Here is an 18,967-nt window from a genome sequence, read left to right as displayed (position 1 = left end):
CATGAGACTCCAGGACGTCAACGCCGTGATCACCGGAGCATCGAGTGGGATCGGTCAGGCTGTCGCCTCCCATTTCCGTCGGGAGGGGGCTAATCTCCTGCTCACCGGACGACGGCCAGAGCTGCCCGAGAACCATCCGGAGGACCTCTACCTCCCGGGGGACCTCAACGACGAGGCCTTCGTCTGCGAGCTCGCCGACCGAGCAGCGAACCACCTGGGGGACGTGGGAGTGGTCGTCCTCTGCCACGGACTGCAGGCGTCCAGCCCACTCGAAGAGATGACCTACGACGCCGCGCGCGACGTGCTCCACGGCAACCTGCTCAGCGCGTTCCTGGTCATGAAACACCTGGTACCACTGGCTCCAGAGCCGGGAGGGTCCATCGTGTGCGTCAGCTCGCGCCTCGGCATGGTCGGCATGCCGAACCAGACCCTGTACTGCGCAGCCAAGGGCGGCCTCATCGCACTCGCGCGCGGCGCTGCCATGGAATGGGCGTCCCGCAACATCCGCGTCAACGTGGTGGCGCCAGGTCTGACCGCGACGCCGATCATCGAAACTTCGTTCCAGCGACGTCCGGATCCCGCTGCCTACCGGCGCGTGAGGGAGGACTCCATCCCGCTCCGCCGGCTCGCCACACCCGAAGAGGTCGCCGATGCGGTCCTCTTCCTCGCCTGCCCCGAGTCGTCATACGTCACCGGCGCCGTACTTCCCGTGGACGGTGGCTACACGGCGTTCTGAATACGCCTGTCCCCAATACGCCGGAAACGTGCCCTGGGTTGCCCTAGGAATCGTCCTCGAGCCGGCTCGTCTTGGCCCGCAGCCATGCCGTCAGTCCGCGGACGCGTCCGTCCTGCTCGGGTGATCGGCGGCTGAGGAGGTGGTAGCTGGTGCCGTCGGGGACGAAACCGAAGGGCGCGACGAGTTGTCCCCGCTCCAGGTCGTCGCGGACGACGGCATACGGGGCGATCGCGACCCCGACGCCGGCCGCGGCGGCCTGGAGGGTCGGGCAGAAGTGCTCCAGGGTCTGCTGGGAGGCGGGTGTCGACCCCGACACCCTCGCCAAGCTCCACACCCGCATGAAGGACGTGGGCGCCACCACCTACCTCGAAGTCGTCAGCGCCCACCGGGACCAGGCAATTGCCTCAGTACGGACGGCCACCGAACTCGGGGTTGACTGGCTGATGGGCGGCACCTGGATCGAGGAGACCCTCAACGTCCTACGGCACACCCATCGGCTACCTGCCCTTCGCCGGGGAACCCCTGGGGCACCCACCCGCCTCGCCGGAGACCCGTACCGCCTCGCCGATGACTGCCGGCGAGCCGAGGCCGCGGGCTGCGCCGGCTTCGACCTCCTCGCCTACCGCGCCACCGACGCCGATCCGCTCGACCTGGTTCGCGCCGCCCGCGCCGCCACCACCGGCCGTCTGGTCGTCGCCGGCTCCACACCAGCACCGATCAGATACAGGCGCTCGCATCGGCCGGAGTCGGCGCCTTCACCATCGGGTCCGCCGCTTTCGACGGCACCCTGCAGCCCCGCGCCGCCACCCTGCGATCGCAACTGGCCCCCGTGGTGGGTCTGTAGCAAGGACCGAGGGTGAGTGAATCGTCATCACAACGGTGCAGGCCGGCATGCCGTGTGGCCGTTGCGACATGGAGCAGGTGACAGGCGCGGAAGCGAAGCTCTGACCAGCCGCACCGTGAAGGCGGCGGACTGTGAAGGAGCGAACTCATGGGCCGATACGATCTCGCCCTCATCGGCTTCGGCGGCGTCAACCGCGCGCTTGCCGAGCTCATATCCCACGGCGGGGAACGCCTGGCAAAGGAGCTGGGCTTCTCCCTGCGGGTGGTGGCGATCACCGATCTGCGGGCCGGTTCCCTGGTGGACACCGACGGTGTCGATCTGGCGCCGCTGCTGGCCGCCGAGCCTGGGGAGCTGAGCTTTGCGGGCCTGGCCGGTGGCAGCGCGGATCCGCGCAACGAGTGGGTGATCCGCGAGGTCCCGGCCGACATCGTGGTGGAGGCGACGTTCACCAACCCGACCGACGGCGAGCCGGCCCTCTCCCATGTGCGCTGGGCCCTGGAATCAGGCAAGCACGTGTGCACCACCAACAAGGGACCGGTCGCGCTCGCCGGCCGCGCACTGAAACAGCTGGCCGCCGAGGGCGGCGTCAGCTTCGAGTTCGAGGGCTCGGTACTCAGCGGCACCCCCGTCCTGCGCACCGCCGAGCGCATGTTCGGAGGCCTTCAGATCACCGGGGTCCAGGGCATCATGAACGGCACCTCGAACTACATCCTGGGCCGCCTCGAAGAGGGCATCGAGTTGCAGGCGGCCATCGCCGAAGCCCAGAAGCTCGGGTACGCCGAAGCCGATCCCACCGCGGACATCGAGGGCCACGACGTCCAACTCAAGGTCATGATCCTGGCCAACGAGGTCCTCGGCGCCGACCTGCGCCGCGAGGACGTCTTCTGCGAGGGCATCTCCGCCATCACCCCCCACGAGGTGCAGGACGCCGCCGCCAAGGGGCTGCGCTGGAAGCTGGTCGGCTCCGCCACCCGCCACGAGGACGGCAGCGTCGACGCCCGCGTCGCCCCCCTCGCGCTGCCCGCCCAGCACCCGCTCGCCGGGATCTCCGGCCCCCTCAACGCGGTCGCCTTCCACACCGACCTCCTCGGCACCATCACGGTCTGCGGGCCGGGCGCCGGCCGCATCGAGACCGCCTACGCCCTGCTGTCGGACATCATCGCCATCCACCAGCGCCACGCGGACGACGACACCGCCCCCACGCGCCCCGTCCTTGAGGAGACGCACCGTGTCTGACACCGTCGTGCCACCCGGCATCGAACTGCGCACCGACACGGCGCCCGTGCACAACCCCTACACCGGCGAGGTGATCGCCTCGGTGCCCACCGTCGACGCAGGCGCCATCGGCAGCATCCTGCAGCAGGCCAGATGCGGGCGCCGCACTGCGGCCGCGCTGTCCCGCGCCTCCAGGGCCGCGGTCCTGGAACGCGCCGCCCACCTGATCGAGCGGCGCGCCGAGTCCTTCGCCCAGCTGATCGTCAGCGAGTCCGGCAAGACCATCACCCAGGCCCGCAAGGAGGTCGGCCGTGCAGTCAACACTCTGTCCCTGTCCGCGGCCGAGGCCCGGCGCAACGCCGGCGAGGTCATCCCCTTCGACTCCTACGAGGGCTCGGAGAAACGGCAGGGCTGGTTCACCCGCGAACCGCTGGGCATCATCGCCGCCATCACCCCGTTCAACGACCCCCTCAACCTGGCGGCCCACAAGCTCGGCCCGGCCATCGCCGGCGGCAACGCGGTCATCCTCAAACCGTCCGCGCTGACGCCGCTGTCCGCGCTGCGCTTGGTCGACACCCTCATCGAGGCCGGCCTGCCCGAGGAGATCGTCACCGTCGTCAACGGCGACGCAGGCATCGCCGCCGCGATCGTGGCCGCCCCCGACGTGCGCATGGTGTCCTTCACCGGCGGATTCGCCACCGGCGAGGCCATCAGCCGCACAGCCGGCCTGAAAAAGCTCGCCATGGACCTCGGAGGCAACGCCCCGGTCATCGTCATGGACGACGCCGACCTGGACGAGGCCGTGACCTCCTGCGTCTCCGGCGCGTTCTGGGCCGCGGGCCAGAACTGCATCGGCACCCAGCGGATCCTGATCGCCCGCGAGGTCTACGACCGCTTCCGCGACGCCTTCGTCGCCCGCGCCAAGCTGCTGCATGTCGGCGACCCGCTCGACGAGAGCACCGACGTCGGCCCCATGATCACCCCGGAGGCCGCGGCCGCCACCCGGGCCAAGGTCGACACGGCGGTGGACCAGGGCTCGGTGCTGCTGTGCGGCAACGACGTCACCGGCGCCCTGTACACGCCGGCCGTCCTGGAAGAGGTACCGGTGACCTGCTCGATCTGGCAGGAGGAAGTCTTCGCGCCGGTCGTCGTGCTGCAGCCGTTCACGTCCTTCGAGGACGCCATCGAGCAGGCCAACGCCATCGACTACAGCCTGCACGCAGGCGTCTTCACCTCCCGCCTGGACCGCGCCCTGAACGCGGCCCGGCTGCTGGAAGCCGGCGGGGTCATGATCAACGACTCGTCCGACTACCGCTTCGACGCCATGCCCTTCGGTGGATTCAAGTACGGCAGCATGGGCCGCGAAGGCGTGCGATTCGCCTTCGAGGAGATGACCCAGCCCAAGGTCGTCTGCGTCAACCACATCACCGACGCGGTCCAATGACCCGAGCTCGAGTGACGTGACGCTGAATCTCCGTCCTGCAGCGCAGTGGCCGGGAGCAGGCCACCGCGCTACTCACCCCGGCGCCACAGAACTCCGCTCTCCTCGCGGTCGGTTGACCACCCTGGACAGGGTGAGCGCCGTGACCGTGTCCCGCACGCCGGGCATCTCGGCGATGTCCTCCCAGATGTTCCGTATGCGTTCCAGCGAGGCCGCCTCCAGGCGCACCATGACGTCGAAGTCGCCGCTGAGGATCTCGCAGATGACGACCTCCGGAATGCGTTGGAGCGCGGCCAGGACGTCACCGCCGCGCATACGGTCCTGGCGGTAGACCAGTACGAGCGCCGACACCACATCGCCGGTGTCGGCGCCGGAGCGGACGATGGTGTAGCCGGCGACGTGCCCCTCGCGCTCAAGCCGTTCGATGCGCTGGCGCACCGCGTTGCGGGACAGCAGCACTTTGCTCGCCAGTTCAGAATGCGAGATGCGGCCATTGCGGGTCAGTTCGGTGATGATCTTTTCGTCGATGGCATCCACAGCGGACCGTCTCCTTCGCGAATCGGGCGACGTTATATACCCCCATGGCACGCGAATCGCGGGCGTGCCGCAGCGTGATGCGGCGCGGCGGCGACACCCGCTCAAACTCTGCCTTCGAGGCCTCGGCTCACATCGGCAGGAGCCTCCGAAAGTTGCATGCCGAAGAGTGGAATAACATGCCAGGATGTGGCACACATGATGGTGGCGACTTGGAAGGCAGTCAAGGGTCTCGGACGCAACCTTCAAGCCACACCCGCCTATGGCAACCAGGGCGCTGGTATCAGAACTTTCCGCTTGCGCCTGGCCACCGAGCTCGATCTCGCACTGCTCGGCGCGCAGACCGAGGCACTGCTGTGGATCTCGGTGCGGCCGGGTGCGCTACAGGTGGCCGCGCGGCCACTGAGCGCTCACCCGCACGTCCGGTTCTGCGCCACCACCACCGGGCTCGCCAACCTGGTCGTCGCCGTCGCCGCCCCGAACCTCGAGGCCCTGTACACCTTCCTCACTGACGCCGTCGGTCCCTTGGAAGCGGTCACCGGTTGCAGTGCAAGTTTGAGCAGGTTCTGCCTCATCTCGACGAACGCCGTCGCCGGCTTTACCTCGCCAGCGAGGCCGTCTCGCTCGGTCATGGCGGAATCGCCCCGGTAGCTGCCGTCTCCCGAACCAGCACCGCCACCATCGCGCGCGGCATAACCGAACTGGAGACGCACGCGGCGCCCACGCACCGTATCCGGGCTCCGGGAGGCGGGCGCAAGCCGTTGACGGCCACCGACTCCGGTCTGCTGCCAGCTCTGGAATTGCTGATCGAGCCGCATACCCGCGGTGATCCCGTCGCCCCATTGCGCTGGACCACACTGTCGCCGCGGAACTTGGCTCGGGCCCTGTCCGCGCAGGGGCACCTGGTCGGCTCTACGACCGTCGGACGTCTGCTGCGCGCGATGGGATACAGCCTGCAAGGCACGACCAAAACCACTGAAGGCGCACGCCATCCGGACCGCGACGCCCAGTTCGCCCACATCAACGCCACCGCCACCGCCTTCCTTGACGACGGCCAGCCGGTAATCAGCATCGACACCAAGGCCAAGGAGTGGATCGGCAACCGCGACCGGCCCGGCCGTGTCTGGCGCCCCGGCAAGGACCCGATCAAGGTGGACTACCACTCCCACCTCTTCGATGACGACCAACCGGCGGCCATTCCCTATGGGGTCTACGACCTGGCCACCAACACAGGCTGGGTCAACGTCGGGACCGACCATGACACCGCCGAGTTCGCCACCGAATCCATCCGCCGTTGGTGGCGCCGCCGTGGGCGAGTGGACCATCCGAACGCGGACCGGTTACTGATCACTGCCGACGCCAGCGGCTCGAACAACCCCCGCTACTGGACCTGGAAGAAGCAGTTGCACAATTTCGCCCGCGAAAGCGGACTGAAGATCACGGTGTGTCACTTTCCGCCGGGTACTTCGAAGTGGAACAAGATCGAGCACCGAATGTTCTGCCATATCACCGCTAATTGGCGCGGCCGGCCGCTGACCAGCTACCAAGTCGTGCTCGAGACAATCGCCGCAACGACCACTGCGGCCGGACTCAGGATCGGTGCCGAGCTGGACACTGGCGACTACGCCCTCGGCACCACCGTCACGACCGCCGAATTCCACGCTCTGCCGATCACACCCGATGCGTTTCACGGCAACTGGAATTACGCTCTGGCTCCGGATCCCCCAAGTCCTTCCGAAGAACCGGCGGCTCTCCGGCCGATCGACCCCGCCGTGACCTTGATGCTTACCGATCCGACGCTGACCGGCATGGCTCGCTCGGAGTTCGCACACCTCGTGGAGGTCTCGGAACCGTACTGGGACGCCCTGGCCGAGGCAGCCTTCCAGCGCCGCTTCCACCGCCCACGGGGCTACCTCCATCCGCAAACCAGCAGCCTCGATCACTTCCACCGGCTGCTTGCCGCACTCCTGCGCCGCCGCAAGGCCGCAACCAGCACCCTGACGGCCCAGATGCTGGGCGTCACACGCACCAACCTGTCTAACCAGTTCCAGGACGGCCACCGAATTCTCGACCTGCACCGCATCCCCGTCACACCGATGCCCGGCTCACCAGCATGCACGCTCCAGCAACTGCAAACTCGTCCAACGTCCGTGGAGAACACCTCCACAGATCAACTCTGACAGTTATTTACGGACAAGCCCCGGCCGTGCCGGAATACTGCCGCTGCACGCCGGCAGACATGGCGCCCTTCTTGAGGAAGCCGGTGTCATCGATGATCAGGACACCGTCAGGAGTGCCGAGGCGCTCGGCGACGTACTGTTGCAGGTCGTCCCGGACCGCGTCAGCGTCCCAGGACGCACCGTTCAGCAGATGCTGGAAGCCGGCCGGCCCGCGGTGACCTGCGTACTCGGCGAGCTGCCAGCCGTTCTTCCGTTGCACCGGTGCCAGCAGACCACGCATGTAGTCCCGCATCCGCCATCGCAGATCCACCCTCGAGAACCGGCCCGCAACCCGCGTGAACACCGACTCCAACTCCCCAGCCCACAAGGCGCCTTCATCCATCCCCACCATGCTTGGCTCAGGCAACGATTTCTGACTGGAGTACTAGGGCCTGTTGCGAAAGTGGATCTTGGTCGTGGATGATCACGCCCTGTCGGGCGTGGTGATCTGACGAATGGACAGTGGGCCCGGCTTGAGCCGTTGTTGCCGCAGGGCATCAAGCCGGGCCGTCCGCCGGTGTGGACGCGACGGCAGCTGATAGACGGCATCCGGTGGCGGACCCCGTACCGGTGCTCCCTGGCGTGATGTGCCGGAACGCTACGGGCCCTGGGAACGCTACGACCTGTTCCGGCGCTGGCAGCGCGATGGCACCTGGGCCAGGATCGTCACTCAGCTCCAAGCTCAGGCGGACGCGAAGGGCCTGATCACCTGGGACGTGAATATCGACTCCACCGTCTGCCGGGCCCACCACCACGCCGCCGGGGCCTCGAAAAAGGGGATCTGCAAAAGGAACCGCCCGGCGGCATTGCCGTTGAGCCGGCCGACCATGGTCTCGGACGTTCCCGAGGCGGCCTGACCACCAAGATCCACCTTGCCGTCGAGCAGGGGCAGAAGCCGCTGAGCGTCGTGATCACAGCCGGCCAGCGGGGTGACTCGCCGCAATTCGAGCCGGTCCTGGAAGCCATCCGGGTACCCCGCCTTGGTCCGGGCAGGCCCCGCAGGCGGCCGGACCGGGTGCGGGCCGACAAAGCGTACGACTCCCGCCGCAACCGGGCCTACCTGCGCAGACGCGGGATCAAGGCGACCATCCCGGTCCCCGCCGACCGCGTCCGCAACCGCCAGAAACTCGGTGCCCGACGCGGTCGGCCGCCGAAGTTCGACAAAACCGACTACCGCGAGCGGCATGTCGTCGAGTGCGGGATCAACCGCCTCAAGCGCCACCGGGCCGTGGCCACGAGATACGACAAGCTCGCCGTCCGCTACGAGGCGACCGTGTTGGTCGCAGTCCTCAACGAGTGGCTGTGACCAGCACCTTTCCAACAAACCCTAGTCGACCCTGACCACGTACTTGCCCTGCACCCCGCCCGCCTCCAGCGCCCGGTGTGCGGCCGCTGTCTCTTCCAGCGGGAAGACCGTGTCCACCGCCGGCCGCAGCTTCCCCTCTGTCACCTGGCGGGCGAGGTCGTCGAAGAGCGCACGTTCGGGGTTGCCGCTGAAGAAGCGCACCCGGCCGCGTCCGTGGACGGCGCTGGCCGCGATGTAGCCCAGCGAGGCGGCGGGCCGCGTCAGGTCGAAGGCGATGGTGACCATGCGTCCGCCCGGCTTCAGCATCCGCCGTACGGTACGCAGGTCGGTGCCCGCCGTGTCGAGGACCACGTCGAACAGCCCCAGTTCCGCAGGGGACACGGTCCGGTGGTCGACGGCGTGGTGGGCACCGAGCGTACGGACGAAGTCGAGGTTGGCAGCGCGGGCCAGGGCCGTGACCTCGGCACCGTACGCCTGTCCCAGCTGGACGGCGGCGTTGCCGACGCCGCCCGCCGCGCCCCGTACAAGCAGCCGTTCGCCGGGGCGCAGTGCGGCCTTGTCGCGGAGGGCCGTGACGGCCGTGGTGGCCACCGGCAGCGCGGCAGCGGCTACGAGGTCCAGTCCGTCCGGGACCCGGCCGAGCCGCTCGGGCCGTACCGTCACGTACTCGGCGGCGCTGCCGAATCCGGAGCTGCGGCCCAGGACGCCCCACACCTGGTCGCCGACCGCTACGCCGGTCGCGCCGGTGCCGAGTGCGGCGATCTCGCCAGTGAAGTCCAGCCCGATGCGCTGCGGGAACTTCCGGCCGGTGATGAGGCGGGCCCGACCGGAACGGGCCGCCAGTTCGCCGCCGTTCACGCTGAACGCGCGCACGCGCACGAGGACCTCGCCGGGTGCCGGTCCGGGACGTGGCACCCGGCCCACATACAGCACCTCGGGGCCGCCGAAGCGGTCGAACAGTACGGCTTTCATCGTGCGGTCGTCCATCGTTGCGTTCTCACCTTCGCCACCAGTGGCCGTGCGGGGGATCGTGGCGCCGAGCGTAGGCTGGCAAGCGGACGAGATCGTCCATTTGACCGGAGGTGAGAGACAGCGGTGGGGGAATCCTCTCGGATCGCGGGGCAGGACAGTCTGCGGGCGGACGCCCGGCGCAACCGGCGGCGCATCCTTTCGGCTGCCCGCGTGGTCTTCGCCGAGCACGGCATCGACGCGCCCATGGCGACCGTGGCCCGGCGGGCGGGGGTCGGCGTGGCGACGCTGTACCGGCGTTTCCCGACGCGGGACGCACTGGTGCGGGCCGCGTTCGCGCACCAGATGGACACCTGCGCTCGGGCGCTCACCGAGGCGCTGGCCGACCCCGATCCGTGGCAGGGCTTCCAGCGACTGGTCGAGACGGTCTGCGAACTACAACGGGAGGAACGGGGCTTCCCGGCCGCGTTCGTCGCGGCCTTTCCGGACAGCACGCGAGAACACGCGCGGGTACGGGAACAGGCCGAGCGGGACTTCATGACCCTGGTCCGCAGGGCTCAGGCGGCGGGCGTGCTGCGGGCCGACTTCCACCCCTCCGACTTTGCCGTGGCCCTGTTGTCCCACTGCGGTCTGGTCACCGCATTGCCGGATGACCGTGCCGCGTCCCGGCGTCTGGTGGCGTACTTGCTCCAGTCGTTCCGCGCCGAGGCGGCCCACGGAGCGCTGCCAGCGCCGAGCGCACTGTCGCTGCGCAGTCTTCCGCTCGCGGCCCACGGCTCCCAGGGACAGCGGTCCTCCGGAGCCTGATACGAAGCGGCGCCTGCCGCGTGGCCGCCCTTCGGGTGACCGCGCCACTTTCGCAACAGGCCCTAGGCGAGCCCGTCCGCCACGACGGCGAGGGCCGCGCGCATGGTCGCTGTGAGCTCGGCTTCCGCTGTGGCCGCGTCCGTCGCGCCGTCGGCGACACGCCAGGCGTAGTACTCGACGGCCGCGCGCAGGGCCGCGTTGACCATGGCCGCCTGGATGGTGGGCACGAGGGCGTCCGCGGGCAGCCCGGAGCGTTCGGCGAGGGCGCGGGCGAACGCCGGTTCGGCCGCGTCATATGACTGCAGCCATTCCGCTCGCAGACCTGGTTCGCTGCGGGTCAGTCGTACCAGGGAGCAGATGGTGGCGCGGTCCGGACCGTGCACGAGGCGGCTGTCCGTCGGCAGGACGGTGCCGAAGACGTCCTCCAGCGGCCGATCAGGGCGCCAGCGGCGCAGTACGTCGGCGATCGCTTCGATGCCGGCCGCGAACAGCGGTCGTACGCATGCCTCCTTGCTCGGGAAGTAACGCCACACCGTGCGCGCCGAGACCCCGACCGCCTGCCCGATCTGCTCGCCCGTGGTCGCGGCCACCCCCTGGGCGGCGAACAGGTCCACCGCGGCACGGGCAATCTCCAGTCTGATCTCGGCCTTGCGCTCCTTGCTCAGGGGCGGCCGTCCCGTGCGTCCCCCTGCGGTCATCTGTCCCTCCGGTGCCAGTGGCTGCTGCACCGCGATTCTCCCCCGAGGAGCCGGAACGACAAGAAAGAACCCCTGCCCCGACTTTATGTCATTCAGAGACATTAAGTCGTATGGTGTGACTGCACCGGACGCCGAGCGCCCTCGGAACCACCTGATAGGAGCACCACATGGACAGCGGACTCGACGAGCGCAGCGTCATCGTCACCGGCGCGGGATCAGGGATCGGGCGTGCCGCCGCCCTGGCTTTCGCGAAGGAGGGCGCCCGGGTCGTGGTCGCCGACCTGAACGCCGAGAGCGCAGACACGGCGGTCAAGGAGATCGAGGCGGTCGGCGGTACGGCGGTGGCCGTCACCGGCGACCTCAGCGAGCAGTCGGTGGTGGACCAGGTGGTCGCGATCGCGGTGGAGCGGTTCGGCGGGATAGACGTCCTGGTGAACAACGCCGGGATCATGGACCGGATGTCGGCACTTGCGGACGTGACCGACACCGAGTGGGAGCGGGTCATACGGGTCAACCTCACCGCGCCGTTCCTGCTCACCCGGGCGGTGCTGCCGCACATGCTGGCGTCGGGCCGCGGCGCGATCGTCAGCACCGCCTCCGAGGCCAGTCTGCGCGGCAGCTCGGCCGGTGCCGCCTACACGGCCTCGAAGCACGGCATCGTCGGCCTGACCAAGAGCCTGGCCGTGATGTACCGCAACCAGGGCATCCGGGCCAACGCGATAGCGCCGGGCGGCACCAAAACCGGGATCCAGGTGGACGTGGAGGACGGCGCGCACGGACCGGCCGCGCTCGCGCCCTACTCCAGCAACGTGGGCCAGCTCTCCGAACCCGAGGAGCAGGCCGCCGCGATCGTCTTCCTGGCATCGGACGCGGCCAGCAACATAAACGGCGCGATCCTGCCGGTGGACAACGGCTGGGCGGCCGTCTGACCGCCCCGGTTCCTCCAGGGCCGGGCAGACGGTCACCCGCCGCCCGGCCAACCGGGCCTCCGGCCGCTCCCCCTCCGCCTGCACCGCCGCACGGCCGCCGCCGCACGGTCCTCGATGGGCTCGGCCCGGGTCCTTGAACAGCGCAGCACGCTATGACACGAGTTCGCGAAAGGGCCGCTTCCGTGGTGGTGCCGAAGCCTGCGTAGTGGACATTGAGATCGAAGCCCGCGCCGGCCCATTTGGCGGCATCAGCGACGACGTCCGTGACACCGAGGGAGCGGGCCCTGTCCCCGCGCAGCCCGTGGCAGCGCGGCACCAACGAGAACACCAACCGGCTGCTTCGACAGCACCTGCCCAAGGGCGCGGACCTCCGCGCCTTCAGCCAGGCCGACCTGGACGCCATCGCCTACGAGCTCACCCATCGCCCGCGCAAGACACATGCCTGTCGAACACCGGCAGATGTCGACGCTGACCTCCTGAACAGCGGTGGCGCGCTGACCGCTTGAGCTGGCCATCGTTTGACGACAGGCGTGCCTTGGGGATCGGCAAGGATGTCGCGCGGAACCTGGCCCGCCAGGGCGCGACGGTTGTACTGCACGGCCGCGACCAGGCGCGGGGCGAGGCCGTGGCGAAGGAGATCCCGTGCGGCCGTGCCGGTGATCGGCGGCTGATCTCCGAGATCGTCTGGATCCTGGGCGAGGGGCCGCCGACGAAGCCGGAGAACACCGATATCGGTGACAGCGTCAGCCGCCCGAGCGGGAACGAGCCGATCTCGTCCACTCGCTCCAGCGCTTGGGAGAACGCGGTGCCCATCGTCCTCGTGGGCGGTCGGCGCAGCCGCTCCAACTCGGAGAACCTGCGGTCCTTCCGGTGTCATCAACGCGCCGCACGCCATCTCAGTCGGGGAGCCCTTGAGCCGCTGTCAACACGGCGGTGCGGAGTGCCTCCGACAGTCCCGCACTTTCATTCTGGCCCGGCTCGGCTCGGCCATCGCGCTCCCGCCATGCGTAATGCTCCGCGGCCACGCGCAGGGCAGCGTTGATCGTCGCGGCTTGGATCCTGATGTGCAGGTCATCAGCGTCACAACCTGCGCGCTCGGCGAGGATTTCGGCGAGCTGACCGTCGTATTCGTGGTACGTCTGAAGCCATACGGCCTTCAGCCCCGGCTCGGTGCGGGTGAGGCGGATGAGGTCCAGACTCGCGGCGACATCGGGCTCGTCCATCAGGGCGTCGCCGTCTTCCCAGTCATTCACGGCCTCTCTCAGGGTGCGCCCTGACGGCCATGTGCGCAGTCGCCGGGTGACCGCTTCGGCCCCCGCTGCCAGCAATGGCTGGACGCATGCTTCCTTGCTGGGGAAGTACCGCCGCAGTGTGCGCGTCGAGATGCCGACGGCTTCCGCGATCTCATCGGCCGAGGTCGCGGCGACGCCCTTGCTCGTGAACAGTCGCACTGTCTCGCGGGCGATCTCCATCCTCGTTTCGGCCTTGCGCCGTTCCGTCAGTGGCGGACGGCCCGTTCTCCGCTCCGCGTCCGGCGCGCCTCGTCGGCTTGTCGCCGTGTCGCCGCACTTCACGTCACCCGTCTCCGCTCATCCCCACCATCTGGCCGAAAGTAATGCTATGTCATCCAGGGACTTCATGTCCCGTCCGGACTTACTGTCCGCTTGGGCCAATAACTCGTAGACTGCTTCCCATGGCGCCGGGGTGACGGCCTACCGCCGACAGCACGCTGTGCGCCGCAGTGAACAAGCCAGCCATGACAGTTGAGGTGATACGCCTATGCCTATGCGGGTAGAAGTCGACGCTCCCAAATGCGTCGCCTCGGGGCAGTGCGTCCTGCTCGCCCCGGAGGTCTTCGACCAGCAGGAGGAAGACGGCCTCGTCATCCTCCTGGACGAGACCCCGGCACCCGACCACCACGACGCCGTGAGGGAGTCGGCGGTGGTGTGCCCGGCCGCGGCGATACGGCTGACCGAATCGTGAACTCACTGAACCGGATCGCGATCGTCGGAGCCTCGGCTGCCGGGCTCGCCGCCGCCGAGACGCTGCGGCGGGAGGGGTACGAGGGTGCGATCACGTTCATCGGCGACGAGCCCCTGTCGCCGTACGACAGGCCGCCGTTGTCGAAGGAGATCCTGTCGGGATCGTGGGCCGCCGACCGGCTCCCGCTGCGCCCGGAGTCCGATCTGGAAGCCCTGCGCCTGGAGCTGCGCCTCGGCCTCGCCGCGACCGGACTGGACCTGACCGGTCGTACGGTGTCGCTGGCCGACGGCTCCGAGGTGGGCTTCGATGGCCTGGTCGTGGCAACGGGTGTACGGCCGCGTCGACTGCCCGGCGAGCGGGCGCATGTACTGCGCACACTGGACGATGCGCTCGCTCTGCGGGACCGCATCCGGCCCGGTTGCCACCTGACCGTGGTCGGAGCCGGATTCCTCGGCTCCGAGGCCGCCTCAGTGGCCCGCAGTCTGGGCGCGCGGGTGACGCTGCTGGAGCCGGCCTCCGCGCCACTGGCCCAAGCGGTGGGCGAGGACGTCGGACGCGTGCTCTCCTCCCTCCACGACGAGCACGGCGTGGACCTGCGCACCGGAGTGACAGTCGCCGAGGTCGTCTCCGGTGGCGTACGCCTTGGCGACGGCAGCGTGCTCAGAGCCGACGAAGTACTCCTGGCCATCGGCTCCCACCCCAACACCGAATGGCTGAAGGGCAGCGGCGTGACCGTCGGCGACGGCCTGGTGTGCGATGAGTTCAGTGCCGCTGCCCCTGGCGTGTACGGAGCCGGCGACGTGGCCTCGTGGCACAACCCCCTGTTCGGCACGCGGATGCGCGTCGAGCACCGCACGAACGCCGCCGAACAAGGCATGGCCGCCGCCCGCAACCTGCTCAACCCGCAGGCGCGCAAGCCCTTCGCGCCGGTGCCGTACTTCTGGTCCGACCAGTACGGCATGAAGATCCAGGCCCACGGCTACGTGCGCGGACACGACGAGGTCACCGTCGTGGAGGGCGACCTGGCTTCCCGCCGGTTCGTCGCCGCCTACCGCAGAGGCGACCGCCTCACCGGAGTCCTCGGCGTCGGTATGCCGCCGAAGGTGGTCCGGGCATGGCGGCAGTCCGTCGCCCTGCGCGCCGCCTGGCGCGACGCCGTGGAGGCGGCCCGGACGCCCTGACGCGCCGCGCCGCCTCACCCACATCCCATGAAGAAAGGAATCCCCATGTCGGAAACCCTGCCCGAGCGCCGTTCGATCCCCATTCAGCGGGCGAAAGGCTGCCCGTTCGACCCGCCCCCCGAGCTCGAGGAACTCCGGGAGAAGGAGCCGGTGTGCCCGGTCACCATGCCGGACGGCACCGACGGATGGCTGCTCACAGGCTACGACGACGTCTACGCGACCCTGCGCAACCACGAGACCTTCAGCTCCCGCGGTGAACTGCGCACCTCGGCCATCGGAACCATGCTCTCCGCACGCCGGCCCGCCGGCCCCGGCAACATGAACCCTATGGACCCGCCGGACCACACCCGCCTGCGCCGCAAGGTCCAGGGCAAGTTCACCACCAAGCGGGTCGCCCAGCTCGCCGATGCCATCACCCGGATCGTCGACCAGCGCCTCGACGAGATGGAGCGCGTGGGGCCCCCGGTCGACCTGGTCGAGACGTACGCCCTGCCCATCCCCTCACTGGTCATCTGCGAACTCCTCGGCGTGCCCTATGGGGACCACGCGGAGTTCCAGTCCCGTAGCGCCGCCCTGCTGAAAATGGGCAGCACCGCGGAAGAGTATGCCGCGGCGAACCAGGAGCTCCTGGACTTCGTCCACGAACTGGCCCGTCACAAGCGCGCCCAGCCGACGGACGACATACTCAGCGAACTCGCCCAGGACGAGGAGCTCTCCCTGGAGGAGACGGCCGCCCTCGGCATGAGCCTGCTCGTGGCCGGTCACGAGACCACCGCCACCATGATCACCCTGTCCACCTTCGCCCTGCTCCAGCACCCCGACCAACTGGCACTGCTGCGCGAAGACCCGGCCGGCCGGATCGACAACGCGGTCGAGGAACTGCTCCGCTACCTGACCATCCCGCAGTACGGCCTGGAACGCGCCGCTCTGGAAGACGTCGAGGTCCGCGGACGGCAGATCAAAAAGGGCGATGTGGTGATCCCCGCCCTGTTCGCGGCCAACCGTGACCCGGAGCGCTTCGAGGACCCCGACACCCTCGACATCGGCCGCCGCTCCGCCAACGCTCACCTGGCCTTCAGCTTCGGCATCCATCAGTGCCTCGGCCAGCAACTGGCCCGTGTCGAGCTGCGCATCGCGATTCCCGCGCTCCTCGAACGGTTCCCGACGCTGCGTCTGGACGCTCCCGCGGACGAGATCGAGATGCGGACGAACAGCTTCGTGTACGGCGTCACCGCTCTTCCGGTGGCCTGGTGACCGAATCCACCCAGAGGCGACAGCAGCTCCTTGTTCCCCTGCCGCCGTCACACAAGGGGCACCCTCTCTTCCCGTCCGCCCCGCCACCGTCCGGCTGCTGAGCGTCACCACACCCGCACCACCGCCGGTCTCTCACCCAACCCGGGACTCATCTCCGCCGAACTGACAACGATTCCGGCCCCACAGCGCGCGGTGGGGCCGGAACCCGGCACCGCCGTGGCCGGTGCGAAAGCCACGGATGGTTTTGGGCCGGCGAGGCCGGAGAGCTGTGCGTCGAGAAGGCGGTGGTGTCGGCGCCCGTACTGTTCAGCGGGCATGGCGGGACTCCGTTGCTGGTTGGCCGGCGGTGCTGGCCGGTGTCCGGGGATGGGGCGTGTCAGGACGGAGGGGCCCATGGTGGCGGACACGTTGATGCCATGGCCGACGACGAGGCCGACCCGTGCGCCGGGCAACGAAATCACGTCGAACCGGTAGCCGCCCACCTCGGCGTCGCCGCCCGACGTTCGATAGCGGGCGGCCATCTCCACCGTGGCGTGGGAGATCTGGGTCGGGGCAGCAGGGCGCGCTGAAGTGCCAGCGCGATGCCGCGTTCGCGCGTGTACCGGCGGGCGTTGTCCACGTGGTTGGCTGGAGCCGGTCCACATGGGCGGTGCGAGGCGTAATGCCGCAGCCAGGCAACCGGCCGTCAGGTGGTCGTGGCCGTAGTCCCCGTCCTCTGTGGAACCCGCCCCCCGGCTCACCGACGGGCACCGCAGGAGGGGCTTTCTCCATCCGCCGAGGCAGCCCCTCCTGTCCTTGCGGTTGTTCATCCGACGGCGTCACCGGCGACGTAGCGGGCGTTGCGGTCGACCGAGTGGTAGATGTCGGCGGCGATGGGGCGGCGGAGTTCCTCGGCGAGGTGGCCGAGGAGTCCGGCCGCGCGGGCCAGGAGAGCGAAGCCGCGCAGCAACTCGGCGGGGAGCCGGAGGTCGGCGAGTGCGGCACCGCACACACCGGCGCCGTTGAGGGGCAGGGTCCGGCCGAGGAACTCGGGTGCCATGCGGCCGAGGGCCTCGAACAGGGCGAGGTGGGGGCCGTAAACCCCTTCCTCGCGTGCGATGCGGATGATCACCGCTGTACGCGGGTCGCGTTCCTTGTGCACGGGGTGGCCGAGGCCGGGCACGAACCGTTTGGTCGCCTTGCGTTCGGCCAGTGCCTTGCTGGCCAGGGCGTCCCACTCCTCGGTGGTGGCCGGGAGCGGGTCTCCCGCGGCAGTGATCACCTCGTCGAGGAAGCGGCCGGTGTCCTCGGTGACACCGAGGAAGCGGGAGCCGCCACCGAGCAGGCCGGCGGCCATGGCTCCCTGGATGGACTCCGGTGCGGACAGCAGGGTCAGACGGGCGGCAATGGCGGTGGGGGTGAAGCCGTGGTCGGCCAGCGCGACCAACACTGTCTCGAAGAGCCGTACCTCGCCCTCGCTGGGGCGGCGCTGAGCGGCGAGCCAGAAGGCGAGTTCGCCGAAGCCGACCTGGCCCATCAGGTCGTTCGCCAGGTCATGGCCGAGCAGTCTGATGGTGGTGGCATCCGATGTGCCGAGTCCGGTCGGGTACTGGGGCTGTCCGGCAGTCACTGGTCCACGTCCTTGTCCGCCGCGAGCCAGGCCCGCAGCTCGTCGCCGTGCTGGTCGAGGTCGGGGGGAGGAAGGATGTGCCGTGGCGCGGTGGCACTGAAGGTGATCGGGTTGCGGATCATCGGTATCGCCTGCGGTCCTGAGCCGACGGTGACCACCGGGTCGAGACCCAACTCCTTGGCGAGGGCAACACCGCCGTCCACGTGGTTGATCGGTCCGCACGGGATCCCGGCCGCGGACAGTTTCTTGAACCACTCGTCCGCCGGGCGCTCCTTGAGCTTGGCGACCAGGAGCGGGCGCAGCTGTTCGCGGTTGCGGGTGCGGGCCTCGTTGCCGGCGAAGCGGGGGTCCTCGGGCAGCTCGTCCAGGCCGAGTTCGGCGCAGAGTCTGCGGAACTGGCCGTCATTGCCTGCGATGACGATGAGGTCCTTGTCCGCCGTGGGCAGCGGCTCGTAGGGGAACAGACTGGGGTGTGCGTTGCCCATCCGGTGCGGGACGACGTCGCCGGCCACGTAGGCGGAGGTGTGGTTCACCAGTCCGGACAGCGCTGAGGACAGGAGATTGACCTCCACGTGCTGCCCGGCCCCGGTCGCGTTGCGGTGGTTCAGGGCGGCCAGGATACCGATGGCGGCGTGCATCCCCGTCATGACGTCGAACACCGAGATCCCCGCCCGATACGGCGGGCCCTCCGCGTCTCCGGTCAGGCTCATCAGGCCCGATGCCGCCTGGACCAGCAGGTCGTAGCCGGGCAGGGACGCCCCACCCGCGGTGCCGAACCCGCTGATCGAGGCGTAGACCAGTCCCGGGTTGTCGGCGCTGACCGTGTCGTAGTCCAGGCCGAAGCGCGCCAGGCCGCCGGGCTTGAAGTTCTCGATCATGACGTCGGCGCGCGAGACAAGTTCCCTGGCCAGGCGCAGGTCCCCGGGGTTCTTGAGGTCCAGGGCGATGGACCGCTTGTTGCGGTTGATACCGAGGTAATAGGTCGAGACCTCGTCCCGGACCGGCGGCACCCAGGTGCGTGTGTCGTCACCGGCGGGCGATTCCACCTTGATCACCTCGGCGCCCATGTCCCCGAGCAGCATGGTGGCGTACGGCCCGGCGAGGATGCGGGAGAAGTCGGCGATCAGCAGCCCGTCGAGGGCTCCAACTGTGTCGGTCATCGGGCGACACCCTTCAACTTGTCCGCCATGCGGACGACTGTCCGACAGTTTGGGTTCCTGATACAGCCAGTGTCAACCACCC

General features: G+C 69.1%; 16 protein-coding genes and 5 pseudogenes. 12 read left to right on the top strand and 9 right to left on the bottom strand.

What is annotated here, in order from left to right; translation table 11 throughout:
• Position 1 precedes the first annotated feature (1 nt).
• Positions 2-736: an SDR family NAD(P)-dependent oxidoreductase gene (locus ACZ7EG_RS28385; RefSeq protein ID WP_471084739.1), complete on the top strand. Its 735-nt coding sequence runs from the start codon at positions 2-4 to the stop codon at positions 734-736.
• 43 nt (positions 737-779) lie between these two features.
• Here the strand turns inward: ACZ7EG_RS28385 and ACZ7EG_RS28380 are convergent, their stop codons facing one another.
• On the bottom strand, positions 780-1,052 hold the full coding sequence (locus ACZ7EG_RS28380) for a LysR substrate-binding domain-containing protein (RefSeq protein ID WP_471084736.1): 273 nt from the start codon (positions 1,050-1,052) through the stop codon (positions 780-782).
• A 675-nt stretch (positions 1,053-1,727) separates the two neighbouring features.
• Between ACZ7EG_RS28380 and ACZ7EG_RS28375 the strand changes: the two genes are divergently transcribed.
• On the top strand, positions 1,728-2,816 hold the full coding sequence (locus tag ACZ7EG_RS28375; RefSeq protein WP_471084733.1) for a homoserine dehydrogenase: 1,089 nt from the start codon (positions 1,728-1,730) through the stop codon (positions 2,814-2,816).
• Entirely contained in the window at positions 2,809-4,239 is a 1,431-nt protein-coding gene (locus tag ACZ7EG_RS28370; protein WP_471084730.1) for an aldehyde dehydrogenase family protein, read from the top strand. The genes ACZ7EG_RS28375 and ACZ7EG_RS28370 overlap by 8 nt, the downstream gene beginning before the upstream one ends.
• A gap of 72 nt (positions 4,240-4,311) precedes the next feature.
• On the opposite strand, the gene ACZ7EG_RS28365 is transcribed toward ACZ7EG_RS28370, so the two are convergent.
• Positions 4,312-4,773: an Lrp/AsnC family transcriptional regulator gene (locus ACZ7EG_RS28365; RefSeq protein ID WP_471084727.1), complete on the bottom strand. Its 462-nt coding sequence runs from the start codon at positions 4,771-4,773 to the stop codon at positions 4,312-4,314.
• Positions 4,774-4,968: 195 nt separating this feature from the next.
• Here ACZ7EG_RS28365 and ACZ7EG_RS28360 point away from each other — a divergent pair, with 195 nt between their 5' ends.
• Both ACZ7EG_RS28360 and ACZ7EG_RS28355 read left to right on the top strand, forming a co-directional pair.
• Positions 4,969-5,421: an Lrp/AsnC family transcriptional regulator gene (locus ACZ7EG_RS28360; RefSeq protein ID WP_471084959.1), complete on the top strand. Its 453-nt coding sequence runs from the start codon at positions 4,969-4,971 to the stop codon at positions 5,419-5,421.
• Positions 5,313-6,958: pseudogene (locus ACZ7EG_RS28355) on the top strand (ISAzo13 family transposase); the annotation flags it as partial. The gene ACZ7EG_RS28360 and the pseudogene ACZ7EG_RS28355, both read left to right, overlap by 109 nt.
• A gap of 11 nt (positions 6,959-6,969) precedes the next feature.
• Here ACZ7EG_RS28355 and ACZ7EG_RS28350 read toward each other — a convergent pair.
• Positions 6,970-7,332 (bottom strand): annotated as a pseudogene (locus ACZ7EG_RS28350) (transposase); the annotation flags it as partial.
• Between the two features lie 105 nt (positions 7,333-7,437).
• Here ACZ7EG_RS28350 and ACZ7EG_RS28345 point away from each other — a divergent pair.
• Positions 7,438-8,295, top strand: a pseudogene (locus ACZ7EG_RS28345) (IS5 family transposase).
• A 21-nt stretch (positions 8,296-8,316) separates the two neighbouring features.
• Here the strand turns inward: ACZ7EG_RS28345 and ACZ7EG_RS28340 are convergent.
• Positions 8,317-9,282, bottom strand: a complete 966-nt coding sequence (locus ACZ7EG_RS28340) for an NAD(P)-dependent alcohol dehydrogenase (protein ID WP_030578233.1) — start codon at positions 9,280-9,282, stop codon at positions 8,317-8,319.
• Between the two features lie 108 nt (positions 9,283-9,390).
• Here ACZ7EG_RS28340 and ACZ7EG_RS28335 point away from each other — a divergent pair, with 108 nt between their 5' ends.
• Positions 9,391-10,071, top strand: a complete 681-nt coding sequence (locus ACZ7EG_RS28335) for a TetR/AcrR family transcriptional regulator (protein WP_030578230.1) — start codon at positions 9,391-9,393, stop codon at positions 10,069-10,071.
• Positions 10,072-10,133: 62 nt separating this feature from the next.
• Here ACZ7EG_RS28335 and ACZ7EG_RS28330 read toward each other — a convergent pair whose 3' ends face one another.
• A complete protein-coding gene (locus tag ACZ7EG_RS28330) occupies positions 10,134-10,769 on the bottom strand; it encodes a TetR/AcrR family transcriptional regulator (RefSeq protein WP_471084723.1) in 636 nt (211 codons plus the stop codon).
• A gap of 167 nt (positions 10,770-10,936) precedes the next feature.
• Here ACZ7EG_RS28330 and ACZ7EG_RS28325 point away from each other — a divergent pair, with 167 nt between their 5' ends.
• Positions 10,937-11,698, top strand: a complete 762-nt coding sequence (locus tag ACZ7EG_RS28325) for an SDR family NAD(P)-dependent oxidoreductase (RefSeq protein ID WP_471084720.1) — start codon at positions 10,937-10,939, stop codon at positions 11,696-11,698.
• A gap of 290 nt (positions 11,699-11,988) precedes the next feature.
• A pseudogene (locus tag ACZ7EG_RS28320) lies at positions 11,989-12,204 on the top strand (transposase); the annotation flags it as partial.
• A gap of 390 nt (positions 12,205-12,594) precedes the next feature.
• Here ACZ7EG_RS28320 and ACZ7EG_RS28315 read toward each other — a convergent pair.
• Positions 12,595-13,170, bottom strand: a complete 576-nt coding sequence (locus ACZ7EG_RS28315; protein WP_471084717.1) for a TetR/AcrR family transcriptional regulator — start codon at positions 13,168-13,170, stop codon at positions 12,595-12,597.
• Between the two features lie 313 nt (positions 13,171-13,483).
• On the opposite strand from ACZ7EG_RS28315, the gene ACZ7EG_RS28310 reads away from it, so the two are divergent.
• The 3 genes from ACZ7EG_RS28310 to ACZ7EG_RS28300 are packed head-to-tail and all read left to right on the top strand — an operon-like array spanning position 13,484 to position 16,116.
• Positions 13,484-13,681, top strand: a complete 198-nt coding sequence (locus ACZ7EG_RS28310; protein WP_471084714.1) for a ferredoxin — start codon at positions 13,484-13,486, stop codon at positions 13,679-13,681.
• Between the two features lie 5 nt (positions 13,682-13,686).
• Positions 13,687-14,862, top strand: a complete 1,176-nt coding sequence (locus ACZ7EG_RS28305; RefSeq protein ID WP_471084956.1) for an NAD(P)/FAD-dependent oxidoreductase — start codon at positions 13,687-13,689, stop codon at positions 14,860-14,862.
• 45 nt (positions 14,863-14,907) lie between these two features.
• The gene (locus tag ACZ7EG_RS28300) at positions 14,908-16,116 is read left to right on the top strand and encodes a cytochrome P450 (RefSeq protein WP_471084711.1); all 1,209 of its coding nucleotides are present in this window, start codon (positions 14,908-14,910) and stop codon (positions 16,114-16,116) included.
• A gap of 389 nt (positions 16,117-16,505) precedes the next feature.
• Here ACZ7EG_RS28300 and ACZ7EG_RS28295 read toward each other — a convergent pair.
• The 3 genes and pseudogenes from ACZ7EG_RS28295 to ACZ7EG_RS28285 all read right to left on the bottom strand — a co-directional run.
• Positions 16,506-16,735 (bottom strand): annotated as a pseudogene (locus ACZ7EG_RS28295) (PAS sensor protein); the annotation flags it as partial.
• A 186-nt stretch (positions 16,736-16,921) separates the two neighbouring features.
• Complete coding sequence (locus ACZ7EG_RS28290; protein WP_471084708.1) at positions 16,922-17,725, bottom strand: citryl-CoA lyase; 804 nt, start codon at positions 17,723-17,725, stop codon at positions 16,922-16,924.
• A complete protein-coding gene (locus tag ACZ7EG_RS28285; protein ID WP_471084705.1) occupies positions 17,722-18,885 on the bottom strand; it encodes a CaiB/BaiF CoA transferase family protein in 1,164 nt (387 codons plus the stop codon). Before ACZ7EG_RS28285 ends, ACZ7EG_RS28290 begins: the two co-directional genes overlap by 4 nt.
• Positions 18,886-18,967: the final 82 nt, after the last annotated feature.

It is taken from the genome of Streptomyces sp. NPDC037100, from assembly GCF_055606225.1.
This window is presented reverse-complemented; position numbering and strand designations above follow the sequence as displayed.